This window comes from Corynebacterium mendelii (assembly GCF_017307055.1).
Classification (GTDB): domain Bacteria; phylum Actinomycetota; class Actinomycetes; order Mycobacteriales; family Mycobacteriaceae; genus Corynebacterium; species Corynebacterium mendelii.
Map to the genome: position 1 here is coordinate 639,441 of NZ_JAFLEQ010000008.1, position 22,091 is coordinate 661,531.

The window sequence follows — 22,091 nt, forward strand, 5'->3', positions numbered from 1 at the left end:
TTATCCGGTGGGTGGGCGGTGACTTCATGGTCGACGGGGATTACGGTGGGGTGCATGAGCGGACTGATCAAACTCGCTTTCCTGTGCGCACTCGGCGCCACCCTGGGCGGGGTCATCGGCTATGTCACCATGGGCCACCAGGTGGGATGGCTGCTGCTGGCGGCAGCCGGCCTGACCGTCCAGATCATTGTCGGCATCCACAACACCTACAGCATGAAACAACAGTTCGCGCGGTCGTCCGGGGGTCATGAACCGGGAACCCCGATGCGGCTTCCGGAGGACAAACTCGCCAGGCTGGCGGCCCTGAAAGCAGCCTCAACCAGTTCCGCCGCAGCTATCAGGACCCTGCGCAGCTGGTATCCCGGAATGGATCTGCGCACCGCGACGGTGACCTACAACTCGGTTGATATTGCGCCCGGCTCGGGGGACGAAGGCCTGGCGGTGTTTACCGCCACCCACCGAAAAACAGCCCGACAGACCCGCGCCGGTGGTGCGGGCCGGGACGGTGGCCGCGATGAACAGGCCACTATCCGGGATGAGAGCTGACGGCACCGGCGGATGACGTGTTTTTTCTTCCCGCCCGGCCAGCAGCGGCGGCGGGCCGGGGGATAGCTTCGTGATGCTGCTTTGGCAGGGCGTGGTCTAGCGCAGCTGGCGGCTGACGATCATGTCCTCGCAGCTCCATGCCGCGGAGGTGATTGGTTCTGTGGTGGTCTCACCTGTCCGGCTGCGGCCGGAGTCTATTTCTTTCAGGGTGACCACTGCCGCAGTGAAGGTGTCCATAAAGTCGTGGGCGTCGGGGCGGGCGTCGAGGGAATCGAGTTCCGCGGCCACCACCGCCACCGCCTCACCGTCGCCGAGACTGCGGGCCTTGTTTTTCAGAAGCCGCACATGCCTGCGGCGAACCGCCTCATCACCGCGGGTGAGCCGGTAAAGCTCCATGAGATTGGTTTCCGCGTTGCCCATGTCGCTGATGGCACGGTAGGCATCACGTACTTTCGGCTGCCAGTTGCCGCCCTCGTCGACCAGCTCCACGAATCCTTGGGTGTCACGGTCGTAGCGGGCGCGGATGGCTTTCCATTCCGCGAAAAACGGGTCGTCGGCGCTGCCTCCGGTGAGGCTCCGGGCCAGCAGATCCAGGTCGTTGAGCACCATTCCGATGCGGGTGATCTCCGAGGAGACGACATCGCGCATGCGAATCGACAACTCCCTTTTCACCGGCCCGCCGGCGGAGCCTGCGGCAAGTCCCCTGCGGTGGGCGTCCAGGGCGGCGGCAAGAAGAACAATGATGCTGGTGACGGTGAACGTTATGGCACCGGTGATACCCCAGTCGGGGAACAGGACCGCGGCGGCGATCTGCAGCGCCAGCATGATCACCCCCCACACCACAGCGGTCATCGTCCAAGTGACCCGGAGTTTTTTGGTGGTGCGCACACTGGCCAGTCCACCGCCCCCGGAGCCGATGTAGGGGCGGATCCCGCCCATCCCCACCCCGGGAAGCCAGGCCCGGGACGCGATGGTGGTGGTTCGCAGCACCCATTTCGGATCCTGGTGGGTGACGGTATCGGCGGAGGACGCGCGGATTTTCTCCGGGGCGAGGTTTTTCAGATCCCCGGCGTGGTCCAGGCCTGCGGGTGCCCGCAGCGTTGCCCCGGTCAACGGGCTGATCAGGTGGCCGTAGTCGGTGAGCAGTTTGCAGTAGGCGGGCAAAAAAGCCGGGCAATGCGGGTCGATGGTCAGCCCTTCGGCCCGGGCCAGCAGTGTGGTGAGTCTTTCGGCCAGCTCCGGGTGGTCGTAGCCGGTGGCCCGCATGTCTTCGCGCAGCCGCTCCAGGGCTTCCATGCGGGCGTCGGTCAGCCCGTCATCCATCCCCAGAACCAGCCGCAGGTGGGTGTCAACGACCGGCATCCGCAGCGCGGCAGCCCACCCGACATCAATGTCATCGTCGCTGAGACCATCGACGGTGTCAGTGTCGATGGCCTCAAGGACCCGCATGATTCGTCCCCGCACCGTGGCCCAGGTGTCGGTGACCAGAATGCGGGCGGCCACCGAGACACTCATGGTGATGCGGTCGAGTTTTTCCACCCGTTCGAGAAGCTCCGGCCGAGCCTCCTGCAGCTGCTGAATCTGCGCCCGTCGCCGGGCGATGGCCACCGCCCGGTCCCGGGCGGCAAGAGCCACGGTCACCCACAGCGGGGCCATGAGGGTGATGGCCGCGACAACGGCGGACAAAACCAGTTCAGGGATGGCACTGGTGGTGTTGATGGCTGCTGCAGGCATGTCCACCATCTTAAACCCGCCGAAATGCGGTCGTGAACCCCCGCATGCCGATCCCGCCGCAGAATTCGGGCACACCCGGCGGGGCAGGTGATGGGCGGGCGGGCAACCAGCGGGCGTGTCCGGTCGGGTGCACCGGCGGGTGGTTGCCCGCTAGGATCGGGGCCATGACTGAACGCACACTCATTTTGATCAAACCGGACGGCGTCAAGCGTGGGCTGGTGGGCGAGGTGATCTCCCGCATCGAGAACAAGGGCCTGAAGCTGGTGGCCATGGATCTGCGCACCGCGGACCGCGCCACCGCCGAAAAGCACTACGCGGAGCACACCGACAAGCCGTTTTTCGGTGAACTGGTTGATTTCATCACGTCCGCCCCGCTGGTGGCCGGTGTCATTGAAGGCCCCCGCGCCATCGAGGCCTGGCGTCAGCTGGCCGGCGGCACCGACCCGGTCGGCAAAGCCACCCCCGGCACCATCCGCGGCGACTTCGGACTGGAAGTGTCCGAAAACGTCGTCCACGGCTCTGACTCCCCGGAGTCGGCGGAACGCGAAATCGGCATCTGGTTCCCGAACCTGTAGGACACCACCAGTTTTCCCCTGACACACCGCACACAACGGTGGAATCCCCGGCAACGACTTCATCTGATTGGTCGGCCCCGGGGGTTCCACCGTTGTCATCTGTGCACCACCCGCCGCATCCGGGAGGTGGCGGGGTATCCCATCCCGGTCAAACGGCATCGGCCAACTGCATACTCAGGCGGCATGGTGGGCCAGTTCGGCTTCCACAGCCGCCACCCCGGCGGGGGAAAGCTGGCCGTGAATGGTGTCCGGGTCCTTGGCCGGATTCCAGCCCCGCTGCCGGCGGTTGTCGGCCAGTCCCGCGGCCTGCAGCTCCTGCAGTGCCCGCGCCACCTGCACGCGGTCGATCCCGAGGACGGTGCTGATCCGTTTGTCGGTGACCTCCCGCCACCCCGGAGTGCAGCCCAGTCCCCGCATGGTGCAGGCCACGGCCAGTTGCACGCGGTCAGCACACTGACCGCCGACCCGGTTGTCTGCGGCTGTGTGCGCCACCGGTTGCGGGTGCGGAAAAAAGATCATCCAGCTCACCACCGCTGCGATCACCCCCAGCGTCAGAGCGACGGCAGCAGCGATGCGCCAATCGTGGTCACGGAAAAATGACGCATTGGCGTAGGTCATGTACACAACAGCCGCGGCAACCACCACCAGGATCCGGCGCCTGGTCAACAATGTGCCGGTGATCCCCGCCGCATTGGTGGGGCGGTTGCTGCAGCCACCGGCCCACGCCCGCCACAGTCCCAGTACGGCGAGGACGGCAACAAGCAGCAGCGCCACCAGGGGATGGCCTGTTGCGGCGAGGACAAAAGGAAGCGCCACGACGGCAAAAATTCCCGCCGTCCACACGATGTTTTCTGTGCGGGCCAACGATCCTTTCCCCAGCCGTGCAAGGGCGTCATCCGGCCATCTGCTGGAGGTGGAAGGAGCGTGTGCATCCGAATTCATGACGCCGCAGTCTAGGTTTGGGGCACACAGTCCGCAACCCCCGGTAAGGGGGCACGTGCTGCAGTTTTGCAAGGACTACGGACAAACGGCAAGACCGCTGGTCGGGTGTTGATGCCCGGTATGGTTGGCCGTGGCCACCGGAAGGGGGTTGGTGTCAGTGCACCCGGTGCGGGGAATATGTGACACAATGGACCCACGTGGTCTTTGCCCGGCAGCGGTTTTGTCAGAAACCTCTTGTCAGCCTGTTGACGGCTTTGCTGCCCCGGGACAGGCCACCGATGACTTACATTTTTACATCAACAGAGCTTCCATCAACTTCACAAACAACCCCCACAACCGCATACAGCAGCCACCGCCCCACGCGGCCGCCGGAGTACCGGCACCAGGTTCACTGGCCACCAGTGTTCCTGTCCCGCCCGCTGTGAACAACGCACACGGTGTGTTTGTTCGCATCATCACCAGACTTTTGTGCCTTTCACAGGCACCACTTACGGTGCTGTCCGCAGTCCAATGCTTGTCGCGTGCGCCCACACCACCGTTGTGTGCGCCCCGCCACCGGTTGATCCGGCTGTCGGCACGCAAGCCGCTCGGGCAATACAATCGTTCACCGCGCGGAATCCCCGGATTCCCGCCGGGTGCACGGCTGCTGTATCCGCACACGTGGCACACCCCCGTCGGGTGGGAAACAGCACTGTTTCCCACCGCCACAAATGCCTTGTTCCAAGGTGTCTGTCGCCCGGTGACCGGACCAGTGCCCACGCAGTGCCTGCCGGTTGCGTGCGGGCACTAGGAGATAACCGTGGCAACAAGCACCGGTAACAGTAAACAGAAAACCACCCGCCGCCGCAGTACCCGCAAGGCGGGCACCAGCAAGACAGATGCAGCGCCGGAAAAAGACGCACCGGAAAAAGCAGCCACCCGCCGCCGGGCAGCGGTGAAGAAAACCTCCACCGGAAAAACGGCGCCCGCGACAAAGACCACCGCGAAGAAAACAGCCGGGAAGAAAACGGCCGCGAAGAAAACGGCCGCGAAGAAAACGGCCGCGAAGAAAACGGCCGCGACAAAGACCACCGCGAAGAAAACGGCTGCGAACAAGACAGCGCCGAAGAAGAAGACCCGGGCAGCGAGCACCGGCGACTCCGACGGTCAGCAGCCGGTGACACAGAAAGCGAAAGCAGCCACCACGACCACCAGGCGCTCGACCCGCACCACCGCCAAGAAGACGGCGCCGAAGAAACGGGCCACCCGCACCACCGGGGATGCTGCAGTGGAGGCTGCTGCTGTGGTCACCAAGGCTGACGCACGCTCGTCCGCCCCGATTGAGGGAGTGTCGCGGGAACTGGCCGAACAGGCACGCGGCGTTGACCGGGAGGGGCTCGGCGACAAACTGCGTGTCCACCAGCTGGCGAAGGTTCTGGGGATCACCTCCAAGGACATGGTCGGGTATCTTGCCGAGGTCGGCATCGAGAAAAAAGCCCAGTCCTCGCTGAGCAATGCCGAGGCGTGCCTGGTGCTGGACAAGATCGCCGAACCAGTGCTCGAGACCGGGGACAAGACGGTCGAGGCACTGCGCTACGAAGTCGGCAAGAACGTGGAAAACGAAATCCACCAGATCACCGAGAAAGTCGAACGGGAACTGGCCGACAAAGTCGATGATGACGATCTCGCCGGTGACGCTTCCGGCGACCGTGCCGATGACACCGGTGATGACACCGACGAAGATGCGGTCGATATTGAGCTTGACGTCGATTTCGACGATGAAGACGACATGCTCGACGACGAATACGAATTCGACGACGAGGATGACGAAGACGAAGACCTCGACGACGATGACGATGACGACGTAGACGACGAATTTGATGACGACGATTTCGACGACGAGGATTCCGACGAGGAGGATGACCGGCCGGAGCTGAAGACAATCGACATCCGGGAAGAAGCCCGCCGCGAGGAAAACGCGGAGCTTTTGGAAGATGTCGTCTCCGCGGTGACCCCGGTTCCGGAGGATGTCGACTCCACCTTCGTCACCCCGGTGTTCAAAGCACCGGTGCCGGTGAAAGTCGCCCCGAAGAAAACCCGCAGCCGCGATGACGGCGACGAGGACTCCCATCCACGCCGGTCCCGGCGCAGCCGGGATGACCGGGAGAGCAAACCGAAAAAAGTCAGGGTCATTGATGAACCCGCCGCCATCAAGGGTTCCACCCGGCTGGAGGCCCAGCGCCGCAGGCGCATCGACCGGAAACGGGAAGCCCGCAACACGCCCCGCCATGTCATCAGCGAAGCTGAATTCAGGGCACGCCGTGACGCCGTGGACCGCATCATGCTGGTGCGTGAACGCTCCCGCAGCGATCACCCGGGAGCGGTGACCCAGGTGGTGGTGCTGGAAGATGGCAAAGCCGTCGAACACTTCGTCACCAGTGAAACCCAGTCGTCGATGGTCGGCAATATCTATCTCGGGCGGGTGCAGAATGTGCTGCCCAGTATGGAAGCCGCCTTCATCGATATCGGCAAGGGCCGCAACGGCGTGCTCTACGCCGGTGAAATCGACTGGCGTTCCACCGGTCTGGGCGGAAAGTCCCGCAAGATCGAGCAGGCTTTGAAATCGGGCGACCAGGTGCTGGTCCAGGTCACCAAGGATCCGGTGGGCCACAAGGGCGCCCGCCTGAGCACCCAGGTCTCCCTGGCCGGGCGCTACCTGGTGTACGTGCCCGGTGGCCGCAGCGCCGGAATTTCCCGGAAACTCCCGGAGACCGAACGCAAACGTCTCAAGGCGATCCTGAAAAAAATCATCCCGGATTCCGGTGGCGCGATTATTCGCACCGCCGCCGAAGGTGTGTCGGAACCGGACATCGAAAAAGATGTCTCCCGCCTGATTTCAATGTGGGATGAGATCGACGCCACGGTCAAAAAAGAAAAGAAATCCAAGGGGTCCAAACCGGTGACCCTCTACGAAGAGCCCGACATGCTGGTGAAAGTCATCCGGGACCTGTTCAACGAGGATTTCTCCAAACTCATCGTCGACGGCGATGCCGCCTGGCAGACGGTGTCCGGGTACGTCGGCCGGGTCGCCCCGGATCTGCAGGACCGGCTGATGCACTGGGACCGCTCCAAAGCCGGTGGTGACGACGGTTTCGCCCGCTACCACGTCGACGAACAACTGTCGGAGGCACTCAACCGCAAAGTGTGGCTGCCCAGCGGTGGCACCCTGGTCATTGACCGCACTGAAGCGATGACCGTGGTGGATGTCAACACCGGCAAATACACCGGTACCGGCGGAAACCTCGAGGAAACGGTCACCAAGAACAATATTGAGGCCGCCGAGGAACTGGTCCGCCAGATGCGTCTGAGGGATCTGGGCGGCATGATTGTCGTCGACTTCATCGACATGGTGCTGCCGGAAAACCGGGATCTGGTGCTGCGGCGGCTGGCCGAGGCGCTCATGCATGACCGCACCCGCCACCAGATCAGTGAAGTCACCTCCCTCGGTTTGGTGCAGATGACCCGCAAACGGCTGGGAAGCGGTCTGATTGAAACGTTCTGCACCGACTGTGAGGCCTGTGACGGCCGCGGCCTGATCGTCCACAACGATCCGGTGGAAGACGACGGCAGCGATTCCTCCCGCGGCAAGCGGCGCAAAAACGGCGACAAAAACAACGCTTCCCGCCGCGAGCAACGCTCTTCCCGCAGCACCAGCCATCCTCCGGCCGAGCATCCCGCAGCCCGGGCCCTGCACAGCCACGACGATGACGAACAGGTCGCCGACAAGCCCGGTCACGCACGTGACACCGACCGGGCCGACAGGCAGGACACCGCCGGCAGCGGCCGGAAGGACACATCCGCCCGCGACAGTGAGCCGACCCCGGATACCGAACAGGGCAGCAGCCGGCGCTCCCGCCGCGGCTCCCGCCGCGGTACCGGGCAACCGGATACCACCCGGGAGGCCGCAGCCCAGGCTGATGCCGTGCCCGGTGAGCAGCCCGCCGATGGTTCATCCGACACCGCCGGGCAACCCGCCCGCGGCCGCCGCGGCCGCCGGCGGGCGGTCCGTCCGGCAGAGCCTGCCGGGACCGCGGCACAACCGGTGTCAGCGGCCGAGGAATCCCGCGAGGAGTCCGCGGCCGATCACGCCGACGGGTCGGTGAACCAGTCCGACCGTGGCGGACGCCAGCGCCGCCGGGCGGGGCGTTCCCGGTCCACCCGTTCCTCCAGCCGCAGCGTTGCTGCGGAAAACGCACAAGGCAAAACCCCCGCCGAAATCGCCTTCGATGCCGTCGACACCGCCGACCGGGAGGATCCCGATGAGCCGTCGGGGCGCAACTACCTGCCGGTGGATGACACCCCCACCCCACCCCGGGGAGCAGTCGACAGCAGTGATACCGACACTGACACCGATGACGGTGTCACCTCCTACGAGCAGGCCATGGCTGCGTTTGAGGCCTCACCGCGGCGCAAACGCAATGTCCGCGGCAACAGCCGGTCGGATGTGCCGCCGAAGCGCTCTGATTTCATCACCGGACCGATGGGATCCGACGGTATCGACACCCTCGACGTCGACGACGATGACGAGCAGGCCGCCGCGCCGGAACAACCGGACCACGGTTCCCGGTCACCCCGCCGGGCCGATGATGCGGCCGGGTCCCGCCAGTCGGCCAGTGCTGCGCGGCGGGCACGCCGCCGCGCCACCCGTGCCGCGCAGCAGGGGGCGGGCACCGCGGGCGAGACCGATCAGTCCGCCGACGGCGGGCGCCGTGACAGCGAGCAACCCTCCGGAAGCACAGACGGGACAGCACCCGCCGGACGGGGGCGGGGCCGCCGCCGGACGGCCACCGCGCCGTCAGCCGCGAAGTCCACGCCGCCAGCCGCCGACGGGGCCGGGCAACCGGCCGCGGCAGATGATGATGATTCCGCCCACGGCGCCGCCACGCGCCGCGGCACCCGCCGCGGCCGCAGGCGGGTCACCCGCCCGGTGATCGCACCCGGTGCAGACGATACCGACGCCGGTACAGCCGACCCGGCGCCACGGACGTCCGCCGGCGGCGCGTCGGCGGACACGCCCGCCCCGGGACGGTCCGGTCGGGGTCGCCGCCGCGGCACCCGTTCCACCCGCCGGCGCTGACGCCGCAGCTAGCCGGGATCCGGCGGCACAGGCGCCGCCGGATCCCGGTACCGCGGGTGCCGGGACAAACCCCGGTTTGTCTTTTTGCTGTCCCGACGGGTAGTCTTTGACAGTCGCTGTTGTGAAAGGGTCCGGCAACCCGTGACAGGGTATGCCTCAAGGCGCCCCGGCCAAACAGCCTGGTCGAATAAACCTCGACCGGCCCAAAGCCCTGGTTGCGTGCCACACGACCACATGACAAGCAAATTAAGTCCAGTCGGGCATCCGCTTGGTAGGCCACCCCATGGTTTCCCGTGGGGCGGCACAGTGTGACCCCGGTGAATGACCACCGGGGATGCACTCCAGCGGGCAAGACATGCCTGAGCCGAAAGTTTCAACGAAGATAAAGGGGTAGCCCTCCTATGTACGCGATCGTCAAGACCGGCGGCAAGCAGTACAAGGTTGCCGAAGGTGACCTCGTCAAGGTCGAGAAGATCGAGGGTGAGCCGGGTTCCACCGTGGCTCTCACCCCGGTTCTGCTCGTCGACGGCTCCAATGTGACCACCGGCGCCGATGACCTTGCCAAGGTCACCGTGAACGCCGAGATCGTCGAGCACACCAAGGGCCCGAAGATCCGCATCATGAAGTACAAGAACAAGACCGGTTACAAAAAGCGCCAGGGTCACCGTCAGAAGCTGACGGTCATCAAGGTCACCGGTATCAAGTAAGCGGCTTTTCGTCGCCCAGAGAAGAAAATTTTTAAGGAGGGAAACCGCTCATGGCACACAAAAAAGGTGCATCCAGCTCCAGCAACGGTCGTGACTCCGAGTCCAAGCGTCTCGGTGTGAAGCGTTTCGGTGGCCAGCAGGTCAAGGCGGGTGAGATTCTCGTCCGTCAGCGTGGAACATCGTTCCACCCCGGTGAGAACGTCGGACGCGGCGGCGATGACACGCTGTTCGCTCTGAAAGCCGGCGCCGTCGAATTCGGCGTCAAGCGCAACCGTCGTACGGTCTCCATCGTCGAGAACGTAGCCTAAGTCACACATCACCCGGCTTCCGGCCTCGTCGCAGTTCCGGGGCCAACCGTTGCCCGCGCGTACCGTGCAGTCGGCGGTGAGCCGGTCCGGCCCGGCCGGTCGGCACTCAGATAGTGACACACACGGGGCCTGCACCGCGATCACCAGGATCAGCGTGCAGGCCCCGTTTTTGTATCTGTTCCGGCAGCCGATCAGTGCCGGTATAGCCGTGCGTGCCCGCTGCCGGTGCGAAGTGGGCAGGCCACGGCTGAAAAACCCGGTGAACCGTCCATCCGCCGCAACATCACGGGGTGGACCACCGCCACTTCGGTTTCCTCCCCGGTAGCCGCCCCCGTCGCTGGGGTTCCGCAGAATACGGGTGTGCGGTGCGGGATCCCTAAGGCCCGGTCAGCGGGTAAAGCATCACCGCTTGCCCCCGGCGATGCGGCCCGGGTGCCGGATCGGCTGCGTTCTGCCGTGCGGCGGCACCCGTCTATTTCCCCATTTTTCGTTTTATCCAAGTTAAGGTGAGTTTTTCCATGGGAACATCACGCTTCGTTGACCGCGTCGTCCTCCACTTGAGCGCCGGCGACGGGGGGCACGGGTGTGCCTCAATCCACAGGGAGAAATTCAAACCCCTGGGTGGCCCCGACGGGGGCAACGGCGGCCACGGGGGAGATATTGTGCTTGTGGTCGACCCGCAGGTGCACACGCTGCTCGATTTCCATTTCCGCCCGCACATCAAAGCCGGGCGTGGCGGCAACGGGGCCGGTGACCACCGTAACGGCGCCCGCGGCGAGGATCTTGTCGTGCAGGTGCCGCCGGGCACGGTGGTCATGGACGACAACGGCGAAGTGCTGGCCGATATGACCAGCCCCGGAATGCGCTACATTGCCGCCGAAGGCGGCCATGGGGGACTGGGTAACGCCGCGTTGGCATCCAAGGCCCGCAAAGCCCCCGGATTCGCTCTGAAAGGGGAACCCGGCGAGGAACACGACATTGTCCTGGAGCTGAAATCCATGGCTGATGTCGGGCTGGTCGGTTTCCCGTCGGCCGGTAAATCATCGCTGGTGTCGGTGCTGTCGGCGGCGAAACCGAAAATCGCCGACTACCACTTCACCACCCTGCAGCCCAACCTCGGGGTGGTCACCGTCGGCAACGGCACCTTCACCATCGCCGATGTTCCGGGACTGATCCCCGGTGCCAGCCAGGGCAAGGGCCTGGGCCTGGATTTCCTGCGGCATATCGAACGCACCGCCGTTTTGGCCCACGTCGTCGACACCGCCACCCTGGAACCGGGCAGGGATCCGGTCTCTGATGTGGCCGCCCTGGAAGAAGAACTCGCCAACTATGAATCAGACCTGGCCGGCGATACCGGGCTGGGGGATCTGAAAGACCGGCCGCGGATCATCATTTTGAACAAAGCCGACATCCCCGAGGCCCTGGAGCTGGCGGAGTTCGTCGAGCAGGATCTCACAGATGCTTTCGGCTGGCCGGTGATGATCATCTCCACTGTCGCCCACAAAGGCCTGGAGCAGCTGAAATACAAGCTGATGGAGATGGTCACCGAACACCGCACACACCACCCGGTGGCAGACGAAGATGCCCGCACCATCATCCGGCCGAAAGCCGTCCGCGCCAAAAAAGGCCGCGGCAAGTCCGGGCAGGGCCACGACTTCGAGATCCGCCAGGACCCGGACATCGACGGTGGTTTCCTGGTTGTCGGGGAGAAAACCGACCGCTGGATCATGCAGACCGACTTCGACAACGATGAGGCCGTCGGCTACCTGGCCGACCGGCTGGCGCGCATGGGTGTGGAAGAAGCCCTGTTCAAAGCCGGGGCCCAGGAAGGCTGTCCGGTCACCATCGGCGGGGTTACCTTCGAATGGGAGCCGATGACCTCGGCGGGCACCGACCCGCTGCTGACCGGCCGTGGTTCCGATATCCGCCTGGAGCAGACCCACCGGGCCTCGGCCGCGGAGCGCAAACGTGCCTCCCAGGCCAGGAGAGGATTGATCGACGAGTTCGATTTCGGCGACGGGGAACAGGCCTCCACGCAGCGGTGGGAAGGCTAGCCCGACGAAGCCTGCTGCTTGCCCGGGTAAACAACCTACGGCCGTGCGCCCGGCGTGGGTGATCCCCGGCGGTTGCTGTCGGCCAGCAGTGTGATCCAGCGGGCCAGTGATCCGTCGATGATGCTGCGGTGCACAATCGCCGGGTCAAGGATGCGTTCCTGGTCGAGCAGGAGCTGGATGATCGCCAGCAGCTGCGGAGCAGAGGCGGTGTTGACGGCGGTGTCGTCGGCGGTGAAACTCACCAGTGGCCGACCCAGTGCCCGTGCCGGATCAGCGGTGCGGTGCGGCTGGAATTTCTCCCTCAGCTTTGCCCTGAGCCGGTCGGTTTCGGCCGGATCATCGCCACAGCCGGCCGCATCCTCGATAACCGGAAGCATCGCCGCCAGGTCGGCATACGGACCCGTGTAGGTGCGGTAGCTGGTGTTGTCGGTTTTCACCGGCCGCAGGCTGATCACCAACTCTTCGGGATCAAGTCCCATGAATTCGAAGACGCGGCGCAATACCAGGGTTTTCACCGCCGTGGAACTTGCATGGTGGACGACGGCACCGGCACCAATCGGGCTGCAGGACGAGTTGGAGGCAGCGGCGTCCGCCGGGCGGATGGCCGGATCGATTCCCGCCTCCACATAGCGGCGCATCTCATCCGGGTGATCCAGGGTGATCTGCCGCAGCACCCCTGACAGGACCTCCACCCAGGTGCTGACCGGCTCACCGCTGTCTTCGAACGACCAGGCAACCGGAGTCCGGTTGGTGAAATCGTTGTCGGTGCCCAGCGGTATCCGGTCCAGTTCCGGGGCCGGCGGGACAAAAGTTGTCGTGGGCAAAGCCCAGTAGGCGACAGCCTGGGCGGACAGACGTTCGGCGCGTTGCTGCAGCTGCGTGCTGCCCCAGCTGTCGCATTCGTTGACGAACCGGTTCAGCCGGTAGGGGGTGTGCGCGAAACCGGATTCCCCGGCTTTCTTCATCTCGAAAGGAAGATTGGAATACTCCGGGTTGTAGCCGGTCACCGTCAGGTTGGCAATCCGGTGAACCCAGGTGGCGTGGATATCCTCGGCGTCGGGCCCCAACTGTTCACGCCAGGCAGAGGTCAATGTCTGGGGCATAATGTGCTCGATGGTCAGTTCCCCGGCCGCCAGCCGCCCGGCGATATCGGTGGTGTCTTTCGACGTGCCGTTTTCCAGGCATTCGAACAGGTACCGGCGGCGTTCGGCCTGCATTTTGTAGAAGTTGCGGGTGGTGAAATCGGCGGCGAACTCCTTGTCGCCGGGAAACCGCGCGGAACCCTCACGGCGCAGCAGCGACCAGGCCAGGATATCGGCGGCTGAGGTTGTGTCCGACAGATGTTTTTTCACCTCCCGGTAGATGGTGGCGAATGTTTTGTTCAACGAGTTGGTCGCCAGGTTGCAGGTGAATCTGCGGAACAGGTAGGACTCGGTGATCGCCAGGCAGTCGAGGAAATCCTTTTCGGTGATGGTGCCGCTTCGCACATCGCCGATCAACGGCACCAGAAATGGCAGCACCACATCCTGTTTGAGGATATTCAGCCGTTTCAGCCGCCGGTCGATGGCCGGAAAACCGGTCGTTGACTGCAAAATATCGTGGTAGTTGCGGGCGAACTCGGTGACTGGGGCAAGCAGTCGCGCCCCGGAGGTGCCCTGCCTTGCGGCGTAGGCCTTGAATTCCTGGAACACCTGGTCCCGCCGGGGTGTGCGGCCGAGCACACTGACCAGAAACCAGCGGAAGAAGGGATCGGTATCGTAGTCGACGAGTTCCTCGATGCGATTCCAGTGATCGTTGTAGACCTTTTCCTGCTCGGCGGCGGGAAGATCCATCAGCACCAGGTTTCTGATTTTGTCGGCCTCCGACAAGGCCAGACCCGTGGAGTTGAGGGATTCGAAAATACGCTGCGGGTCGTCTTCCTGCCCCAGGTTCAGCCGCATCACCTGCAGTCCGTCGATGGCGGCGAGAAGTTCTTCCGCCTCCAGTCCGGTGGCTAGCAGCCGCTGGGTCAGATACCGGTAGTTGGTGGTGACCGTCGATGATTCAATATCGGGAAGATCATCGCGAAATAGCCGGGTGTAGGCCTCATCGTCGTGTTTGACCGGTTTGAGCCGGAAGCGGGTGGCGGTCACCCCGTCGTCGTCATTGATGAGGAAACTGTCCCGCAGTTTGGCGCCCAGGCCAGCGTCCCGGCAGGGGATTTTTTTGTTGTCTATCAGCCGCGACAGGGCGAGAAGCAGCAGCGAGACCGTGGTCAGACGCTGCTGGCCGTCAATGACCACCCAGCGGAAGGCGTCTTCGGATTTGCCGACGATAGAGCCGAAAAAATGCGAGGTTCTGTTTGTTTCGGCCAACTCCACCAAGTCGTCGACCAGCTGCCCGCACTGGGTGGGGGACCAGTCGTAGTTGCGCTGGTAGACGGGGATGATCAACTGCAGGTGCCGGGAGTCGAATACCTTCCGTACCGATTCGATATGGCCTTGCCCGGGCCTGTCCTTTTCCTGGTGCTTTTAGGTGACGAAACGTTCTCGAGTCCAGAGTAAAAAAGACCCGCCAGATCCGGTGTAGCGACACTGTGTTTTCCCCGCATGTCAGCGCCTCCTGCGGCCCCATCACAGGTGGTTTTCCTCCGGTGGGCGGGCGGGGACAATGCGTGGTTGCCCGCCGGGGAAGAAAAGGGACAACCCCCACCCCAAGAGTGTCACGCAGTCGGGTGCCCCGGTGTCGGTGACAGGCGTGGGGCGGTAATAAAATTGGCGGCCATGAACCCCGCATGGTCGACTGGCGACAACCAGCTTCCCACCACCCCATATGCCCCCGACCAGACTGCCGTCACACCACCTCCCGGCCGTGCCTGCGGTCCCGCCGGCGGTATCAGGGCACGTTTGACGGCGGCGAAAAAAGTGGTCGTCAAAATCGGTTCATCATCGCTGACCTGCCACGACAACACTGCCGTTGATCCTTTAGCCATTGACCGGATCACCGATGCCCTGCAGGCCCGGATGGTGGCGGGAAGCGATGTGATCGTGGTGTCCTCCGGGGCGGTGGCCGCCGGCATGGGGCCGCTGGGGCTGAGCCACCGGCCGACGGATCTGGCCGGAAAACAGGCTGCGGCTTCCGTCGGGCAAGTTCATCTGGCCCATGAGTGGGGCCGCAGCTTCGGCCGCTACAACCGGACGGTCGGGCAGGTGCTGCTGACCGCCAGCGATGCCGGTATCCGCTCGCGTGCCCGCAACGCGCAGCAAACCCTGGACAGGCTGCGGCAGCTGCGGGCGGTACCGATCGTCAACGAAAATGACACGGTCGCCACCTCCGAGATGCGTTTCGGCGACAATGACCGGCTGGCCGCCCTGGTCGCCCACCTGGCCGGTGCCGATCTTTTGGTGCTGCTCAGTGATGTGGACGGTCTCTACGACAAAAACCCTTCCGACCCGACGGCCAGGTTCATTCCCGAGGTCATTGGGGCGGGGGATCTCAATGGTGTGGTGGCCGGCGGCGGCGGGAAAGTCGGTACCGGCGGCATGGCGTCGAAAGTGTCGGCCGCCATGCTGGCCACCAGGGGTGGTATCCCGGTACTTCTGACATCCGCGGACAAGATCAGTCAAGCCCTGACCGATGCCAGTGTGGGCACGGTGTTCCATCCCCGGCAGGGGCGGCTGTCGGCGTGGAAGTTCTGGGCGCTGTATGCCGCCGATGTCACCGGAACCCTGCGCATTGACGCCGGGGCGATGCAGGCGGTCACCCACGGCGGGGCGTCGCTTCTGGCGGTGGGCATCACCGAAACCGAAGGCGAATTCCACTCCGGCGACATTGTCGAAATCGTCGGACCCGACGGTCAGATCATCGGCCGCGGGGAAGTGGCCTACGACCATATGACCCTGGCCGGGATGCTGGGCAAAAACACCGCCGACCTGCCGGAGGGCATGCAGCGGCCGGTGGTGCACGCGGACTATCTGTCCAATTTCGCCACCCGTGCCTGACACACCCGACACGCTTTCACAGTTTCGTTCACACCGCTACAGTGGACAGTCACACCCGCCGCCGGGCCCCGGCGGCGGGAACGTTGACACAAATACCCCGAGCGCAAGAAAGTATGTGAGCTGTTGTGAAATACGCGATGTTGCCCACCCGGTGGGATGTTGTTGAACAAGCCCTGGCGAACGAGGGCCTGGAACTGGTCGACCTGGACGACGGTGCGGAACTTCTGGTCTACAACGGGTCGGCGGCCGATTTCCCGGAGCTTCCCCGTTCAGTGAAGTGGGTGCAGCTGACACTGGCCGGAATCGACGCCTTTTTCGACGAGGGACTCATCGACGCCACACGAACCTGGTCGAATGCTTCCGGGGTGTACGCCAAGCCGGTGGCGGAATCAGCGGTTGGTCTGCTGCTGGGTTGCCTGCACATGTATCCGCGCATCGACCGGGCGCGGTCCTGGGATGTGCACGGTGAAATGGACCGGGAGACCCGGTGGCTTTACGGGGCGCATGTGGCTGTCATCGGCGCCGGCGGCATTGGCCGGGATCTGGTGGAGATGCTCAAAGGTTTCGGCTGCACCGTCACCGCGGTCAACCATTCCGGGCGGCCGGTTGCCGGGGCGGACCGGACCCTGTCGTCGACGCACACCAGCCAGGTGCTCGCCGAATGCGACCACGCCATCCTGGCGGCACCGCTGACCGAGGACACCGTCGGCATGATCAACCGCGACAGCCTGAAGCTGATGAAAAACTCGGCGGTGGTGGTCAATGTGGGCCGTGGACCGCTGGTCAACACCGATGATCTGGTCGAGGCACTTGAGAAGGGGCAGATTGCCGCCGCCGGACTCGATGTCACCGACCCGGAGCCGCTTCCCGACGACCATCCGCTGTGGGGAATGGACAATGTGCTGATCACCCCGCATGTGGCCAACACCCAGGCGCAGATTCCGCATCTGCTCAAAGACACCATCATCGCCAACTACCGGGCTTTTGTCGCCGGCGGGGACCTGCCCACCGCGGTCAGCCCGGACAAGGGGTACTAGAAAAACCCGGTGCCGGCCCCCGCCCGCGGGCGGGCGGGGACACCTTGTCGACCCCGTGCCACCTGACAGCCGGGCCACCAGGCCCCGGATTGTCTAGGCTGGGGGCCGGGCAGTGCCCGCCCCCGCGGGCGCTGCCTTTGATGTCGCGGCCGGAATGACAGCCCGGACAGCCGCGACCACCCATCCACCGGTAGGAGACCATGAACGCCGACAGCATCACCCGTAGGACCGAACGAGATGAGGTGCTTGCCAAAGCCGCCGCCGCCAAAGCAGTACTTCCCGCTCTGCGTGCCGGTGCCCCGGACAGAAAAAACACTGTGCTCACCGCCGCCGCGGCGGCGCTGCGGGAGAACGCCTCGACGATCATCACCGCCAACGCAGCCGACATCGAGCGCGGTGTCGCCGCCGGAATGTCGGGGGCGCTGGTCGACCGGCTGCGGCTTACCCAACCGCGCATCGACGCGATGGCCTGCGGGTTGGAGCAGGTGGCCGCGCTGGCTGACCCGGTGGGCCAGGTGGTGTGTGGCCGCACCCTGCCCAACGGGCTGAAGCTGACGCAGGTGCGGGTGCCGCTGGGGGTGATGGGCATGGTCTACGAGGCCCGGCCCAATGTCACCGTCGACGCTTTCGGGCTGGCGTTCAAAGCCGGCAATGCCGCGCTGTTGCGGGGATCGAAATCGGCCAGGCAGTCCAACACCGCCCTGGTGGAGATTCTGCGCCGGGTTCTTGCCGACCACGATTTCCCGGAGGATGCACTGCAGCTTCTTCCCTGCCAGACACACGAGTCGGTGCAGGATCTCATCACCGCCCGCGGCCTGGTCGATGTGGTTATTCCCCGCGGCGGGGCCGGGCTGATCACCGCGGTCGTCACCGGGGCCAGTGTGCCGACGATTGAAACGGGAACCGGTAACTGCCACGTCTACGTCCACGCCGACGCCGACATCGAGATGGCCACCGAGATCATCCTCAACGGCAAAACACGCCGACCCAGCGTGTGCAATGCCACCGAAACAGTGCTCATTGACCGGGCGGTGGCGAAAAACAACCAGTTCAACATCATCCACGCCATCCAGGACGCCGGGGTGGTGGTGCACGGTATCCCCGCCGAGTTGAAGGACATCTGCGGGCAAGGCCTGGTGGAAGCCGATGAGAGCGACTGGGCGGAGGAATACCTGTCGATGGATGTGGCGGTGAAACTGGTCGACGGCATCGACGGTGCGCTGGAACACATCGCCACCTATTCCTCCGGGCACACCGAGGCCATCGTCACCAAAGATCTCACCGTCGCCGAACGGTTCACCGACCTGGTTGATTCCGCGGCAGTGATGGTCAATGCGTCCACCGCCTTCACCGACGGCGAGCAGTACGGCATGGGCGCCGAGATCGGGATTTCCACGCAGAAACTCCACGCCCGCGGGCCGATGGGCCTCCCGGAGCTGACCACGACCAAATGGGTTGTCATCGGCCGGGGGCAGACCCGCCCCTAGCCGCCCGGCCCCGGGGGCGGGTATACAGGCGTGTGGGGCACCGCCCGGCCCGCCTTCCGGCCCGTCCGCCCGGGGACATTCCTGACCGTGCCCGGCCTTTTTCGCCCCACACCCCGTTGCCACCACAACCGAAAGACCGCCATGCGTTTTCGCCTGTTGCCCCCAGTCCGTCGTCTTGCCGCAGCCGCGGCAGCCTGCGTCTTCGCGGTCGGTGGCCTGGCCGGTCCCGGCAGCCTGCCCCGGGCGCAGGCCCAACCGGCCGAGTGCCCGGCCACCGTGATCATTGCGGCCCGCGGCTCCGGGGAACCGCAGGCCGCCACCATGGCGTTTCCCGTCGGCGGGGCGACCACCAACGGGTGGGAAGGCGGCATGATCCAGCGCACCCTGGAGCATTTCGATTTGACCGACACCACCGTCATCGGGTTGGACGCCGATGACTATGAGGCGGCCACCGTGTGGCTGGGCAGCGGGTCGGAGGTCTATGAATCATCGGTGAACGGTGCCCGCAACGCGATCGGCCGGGCGCTCGACTTCGAACGCCGTACCGGCTGCCGCCCCAGCTACATTGTGATGGGCTATTCACAGGGCGCGGCGGTGATGCACATGGCCGAAATCCCGCTCAGCTGGTCGGGCCGGCTGGTCGGGGCGATCTATATGGGCGATCCCTTCCTCACCCCCGGTGACCCGGCGCTGATCGGCGCCCCCTCCGGTGGCCGCGGCATGGTCTACTACGGCGGCAACGGGCTGACCTCCACGCAGCTGCGGGCCGCCCCCATTGTCGCCGACTACTGCCTGCCCCGGGATCCGGTGTGCGACTGGCCGGGCAATGTCGACGCCGCCAACGACAACTACGGCAACCACATCATCTATTTCCGCCCCCGGCCCCACGGGCTTACCCCCTCCGAACAGGAAGTGGTCAACCGGGCCAACGCCATGCTCAACCTGGGCCGCCAGCGCAAAGCCGACGGGGCCAACAACACCAGCCCCACGCCCGTGCAATGGTCGTGGATCGCCGGCCGCTAGGGGCCGTGTCTTCGGTGCCCGCACCGCCAGGGGAAGAAGGCGGGCGGGCGCACCGCTAGAATGACCGGTCATGAGTTCCACGACAGCGCCCCGCCGCATCGGGGTGATGGGCGGCACCTTCGACCCGATCCACAACGGCCACCTGGTGGCGGGCAGTGAAGTCGCCGATCTTTTCGGCCTTGACCTGGTCATCTATGTTCCCACCGGCCAGCCGTGGCAGAAAAAGGGGCGCAGCGTCTCCTCGGCGGAAGACCGCTACCTGATGACGGTGATCGCCACCGCCTCCAATCCGCAGTTCACCGTCTCCCGGGTGGATATCGACCGCGGCGGCGCCACCTACACCGTCGACACCCTGCGGGATTTGAAAAGACAGTTCCCGAAAGCCGAACTGTTTTTCATCACCGGGGCGGATGCCCTGGAAAAAATCGGAACCTGGCAGAACTGGGATGAATTGTTTGATCTGGCCCGGTTCATCGGGGTGACCCGCCCCGGCTACGAACTCAACGAATCCGCCCTGCCGCAGGACAAGCGCGACTCGCTGTTTCTGGTGGAAATCCCGGCGATGGCCATTAGTTCCACCGACTGCCGGAAACGGGCCGCCACCGGGCGGCCGGTGTGGTACCTGGTGCCCGACGGTGTGGTGCAGTACATCGGTAAACGGCAGCTGTACGCCATCGGCGGCGCCGACGCCGCCCGGGACCCGGAAGGGGCGTCGCCGAAAAACCGCTCCGGGGGCAGCTGATCCGCCACCCGTGCCGGGCCGGAGGGGAACAATCCGGTTGCGGTTCGCGCCGGGTGTGTGCGGCACAGTGTTTTTTGCCCGCGGATTCCATACCATGGTCCATGGACAGCCGTCACGCTTTTTCCGCCGCAGGCGGAACAGCTGGTAAAATATTCTCTTTGACCCGTATCCGGGTCGTGATTTTTCCCGCACCACCACTTGAAGGACGTTGACTAAGACAAGTGACAGCATCGACACACGCCGTAGAACTGGCCACCACCGCAGCGACAGCCGCCGACGACAAACTCGGCGAGGACATCGCCGTGGTCGATGTCAGTGAACAACTGATCATCACCGACTGTTTCGTGATCGTCACCGGCGACAATGAACGCCACGTGCAGGCACTGGTCGACGAAATCGAGGACCAGCTGCGCGACAAACACCAGGTCAAACCCTTGCGCCGGGAAGGTACCCGCGAATCCCGCTGGGCCTTGATCGACTACGGCGAGATCGTGGTCCATGTCTTCCGCCGCGACGAGCGCGGATACTACGGCCTGGACCGGTTGTGGCGGGATTGCCCGCTGCTGGCGGTCGAGGGCATCGAGACCTTCACCCGCGGCGACGACACCGACGGCGGCATCGACATTTTCGAGGTCGATTCCATCGACCAGATTCCGCTGGCCGACCCGGCCCCCGACGAGGCGGAGCTGTGAGCAGACGGCTGCTGCTGCTGCGCCACGGGCAAACCGTCCACAACACCACCGGACGACTGCAGGGACAGCTCGATACCGACCTGTCCGATACCGGTGTCCGGCAGGCGGAGACCGTGGCCGGAATACTCGCCGATGAGAATATCGCGCGCATCTATTCCTCTGATCTCACCCGCGCCAGACGCACCGCCGAAGCCGTGTCGGCGCGTACCGGGGTTGCGGTCCACACCGACCGGCGGCTGCGGGAAACCGATTTGGGCACCTGGCAGGACCGTACCCGCGAAGACATCGATGCCGCCCACCCGGGCATGCGGGCGGTGTGGCGCAATGATCCGCTGTGGGCGCCCGACGGCGGGGAAACCCATATGGAGGTCGGCCGCCGGGGCAGAGCAGTCATCGACGAGATCATGGCCGACGACGATAACTGGGATGACCACACGGTGCTGGTGGTCGCCCACGGCGGGCTGATCATGGCGCTGACGGCCAACCTTCTTCGGCTTGCCCCGGAGCAGATCCCGATGTTCAACCGGCTGGGAAACACCTGCTGGGCGGAACTGGAGGCCCGCCCGCCCTTTGACGTCCGCGCCGCCGTCAACGGGGCGGAATGTCCGGCAGCATCCACCGGCCGCCAGCCCACCGCCGGTATCCGCTTTACCCCCGACACCGTGGACGGGGCGAAGTGGATCGTCACCGCCTGGAACCGCACCCCGCACTGATGGGCGGAGGTGCACCGGCTGATTTCCCTTTCACCGCTGCTGCCAGAGTAGGTTTTAAAGGGTACGGCCGCTTTGAGCGCCCCACCCGCCCCCCGCGCCCCGAGGAGACAACCAGTGCCCGTCCGGATCGTCACCGACTCGTCGTCGAATCTTGACCCCGCCCTCGCGCAGGCCGCCGGGGTGACGGTACTGAAACTGCACACCATCTCCAGCGGGCAGAACCGCTCCACCGCCGGGCTGTCGGCCCTGGAACTGGTGGCCGCCTATGCCCGGCAGCTGGAGCGGGGCAACGATGAGGGGGTGCTGGCCATCCACCTGTCGAAGGAGCTGTCATCAACCTGGTCGAATGCGACGACCGCGGCCGGTGTGTTCAGCGAACCGGTGGTGGTCGTCGACACTTCAGCGGTGGGCATGACACTGGGGTGCGCCGCCCTG

The 22,091-nt window shown here is 64.9% G+C and carries 18 protein-coding genes; 14 read left to right on the forward strand and 4 right to left on the reverse strand.

The genetic code is table 11. The features are described from left to right. Window positions 1–54 precede the first annotated feature (54 nt). Window positions 55–546 (forward strand): hypothetical protein, encoded by a 492-nt coding sequence (locus JZY06_RS06020; protein WP_207119148.1) that lies wholly within the window; start codon window positions 55–57, stop codon window positions 544–546. A gap of 96 nt (window positions 547–642) precedes the next feature. On the opposite strand, the gene JZY06_RS06025 is transcribed toward JZY06_RS06020, so the two are convergent. Next, window positions 643–2,280, reverse strand: a complete 1,638-nt coding sequence (locus JZY06_RS06025; protein WP_207119150.1) for a hypothetical protein — start codon at window positions 2,278–2,280, stop codon at window positions 643–645. A 164-nt stretch (window positions 2,281–2,444) separates the two neighbouring features. On the opposite strand from JZY06_RS06025, the gene ndk reads away from it, so the two are divergent. Further along, window positions 2,445–2,855, forward strand: a complete 411-nt coding sequence (ndk, locus tag JZY06_RS06030; RefSeq protein ID WP_207119152.1) for a nucleoside-diphosphate kinase — start codon at window positions 2,445–2,447, stop codon at window positions 2,853–2,855. Window positions 2,856–3,029: 174 nt separating this feature from the next. On the opposite strand, the gene JZY06_RS06035 is transcribed toward ndk, so the two are convergent. Both JZY06_RS06035 and JZY06_RS06040 read right to left on the reverse strand, forming a co-directional pair. Further along, window positions 3,030–3,797: a helix-turn-helix domain-containing protein gene (locus JZY06_RS06035; protein ID WP_207119154.1), complete on the reverse strand. Its 768-nt coding sequence runs from the start codon at window positions 3,795–3,797 to the stop codon at window positions 3,030–3,032. Between the two features lie 786 nt (window positions 3,798–4,583). Then, a complete protein-coding gene (locus JZY06_RS06040) occupies window positions 4,584–4,928 on the reverse strand; it encodes a hypothetical protein (RefSeq protein ID WP_207119156.1) in 345 nt (114 codons plus the stop codon). A gap of 25 nt (window positions 4,929–4,953) precedes the next feature. Here JZY06_RS06040 and JZY06_RS12560 point away from each other — a divergent pair, with 25 nt between their 5' ends. The 4 genes from JZY06_RS12560 (at window position 4,954) to obgE (ending at window position 11,982) form a co-directional block, all read left to right on the forward strand. Beyond that, window positions 4,954–8,913, forward strand: coding sequence for a translation initiation factor IF-2 N-terminal domain-containing protein (locus JZY06_RS12560; RefSeq protein WP_207119158.1), 3,960 nt, complete (start codon window positions 4,954–4,956; stop codon window positions 8,911–8,913). Between the two features lie 401 nt (window positions 8,914–9,314). Then, window positions 9,315–9,620, forward strand: coding sequence for a 50S ribosomal protein L21 (gene rplU, locus JZY06_RS06050; protein WP_207119161.1), 306 nt, complete (start codon window positions 9,315–9,317; stop codon window positions 9,618–9,620). A 50-nt stretch (window positions 9,621–9,670) separates the two neighbouring features. Beyond that, a complete protein-coding gene (gene rpmA, locus JZY06_RS06055) occupies window positions 9,671–9,928 on the forward strand; it encodes a 50S ribosomal protein L27 (RefSeq protein WP_207119163.1) in 258 nt (85 codons plus the stop codon). A gap of 518 nt (window positions 9,929–10,446) precedes the next feature. Next, window positions 10,447–11,982, forward strand: a complete 1,536-nt coding sequence (gene obgE / locus JZY06_RS06060) for a GTPase ObgE (RefSeq protein WP_207119165.1) — start codon at window positions 10,447–10,449, stop codon at window positions 11,980–11,982. Window positions 11,983–12,017: 35 nt separating this feature from the next. On the opposite strand, the gene JZY06_RS06065 is transcribed toward obgE, so the two are convergent. After that, complete coding sequence (locus JZY06_RS06065; RefSeq protein ID WP_330617157.1) at window positions 12,018–14,456, reverse strand: DUF262 domain-containing protein; 2,439 nt, start codon at window positions 14,454–14,456, stop codon at window positions 12,018–12,020. A 288-nt stretch (window positions 14,457–14,744) separates the two neighbouring features. On the opposite strand from JZY06_RS06065, the gene proB reads away from it, so the two are divergent. From proB to JZY06_RS12250, 8 genes are all read left to right on the forward strand, one after another. Further along, window positions 14,745–15,962 carry a glutamate 5-kinase gene (proB, locus tag JZY06_RS06070; RefSeq protein ID WP_207119169.1) on the forward strand — a complete coding sequence of 406 codons (1,218 nt, stop codon included), beginning with the start codon at window positions 14,745–14,747 and terminating at the stop codon, window positions 15,960–15,962. A gap of 125 nt (window positions 15,963–16,087) precedes the next feature. Next, window positions 16,088–16,999 (forward strand): D-isomer specific 2-hydroxyacid dehydrogenase family protein, encoded by a 912-nt coding sequence (locus JZY06_RS06075; protein ID WP_330617146.1) that lies wholly within the window; start codon window positions 16,088–16,090, stop codon window positions 16,997–16,999. A 200-nt stretch (window positions 17,000–17,199) separates the two neighbouring features. Further along, window positions 17,200–18,486 (forward strand): glutamate-5-semialdehyde dehydrogenase, encoded by a 1,287-nt coding sequence (locus JZY06_RS06080; protein WP_207119171.1) that lies wholly within the window; start codon window positions 17,200–17,202, stop codon window positions 18,484–18,486. Between the two features lie 141 nt (window positions 18,487–18,627). Continuing rightward, window positions 18,628–19,509: a cutinase family protein gene (locus JZY06_RS06085; RefSeq protein ID WP_207119173.1), complete on the forward strand. Its 882-nt coding sequence runs from the start codon at window positions 18,628–18,630 to the stop codon at window positions 19,507–19,509. A 70-nt stretch (window positions 19,510–19,579) separates the two neighbouring features. Next, on the forward strand, window positions 19,580–20,251 hold the full coding sequence (gene nadD, locus JZY06_RS06090) for a nicotinate-nucleotide adenylyltransferase (protein ID WP_207119175.1): 672 nt from the start codon (window positions 19,580–19,582) through the stop codon (window positions 20,249–20,251). A gap of 221 nt (window positions 20,252–20,472) precedes the next feature. Continuing rightward, window positions 20,473–20,943 (forward strand): ribosome silencing factor, encoded by a 471-nt coding sequence (gene rsfS / locus JZY06_RS06095; RefSeq protein ID WP_207119177.1) that lies wholly within the window; start codon window positions 20,473–20,475, stop codon window positions 20,941–20,943. Beyond that, window positions 20,940–21,656 (forward strand): histidine phosphatase family protein, encoded by a 717-nt coding sequence (locus JZY06_RS06100; protein ID WP_207119179.1) that lies wholly within the window; start codon window positions 20,940–20,942, stop codon window positions 21,654–21,656. Before rsfS ends, JZY06_RS06100 begins: the two co-directional genes overlap by 4 nt. Window positions 21,657–21,770: 114 nt before the next feature. Further along, a partial coding sequence (locus JZY06_RS12250; protein WP_330617147.1) for a DegV family protein occupies window positions 21,771–22,091 on the forward strand: 321 nt, incomplete at its 3' end.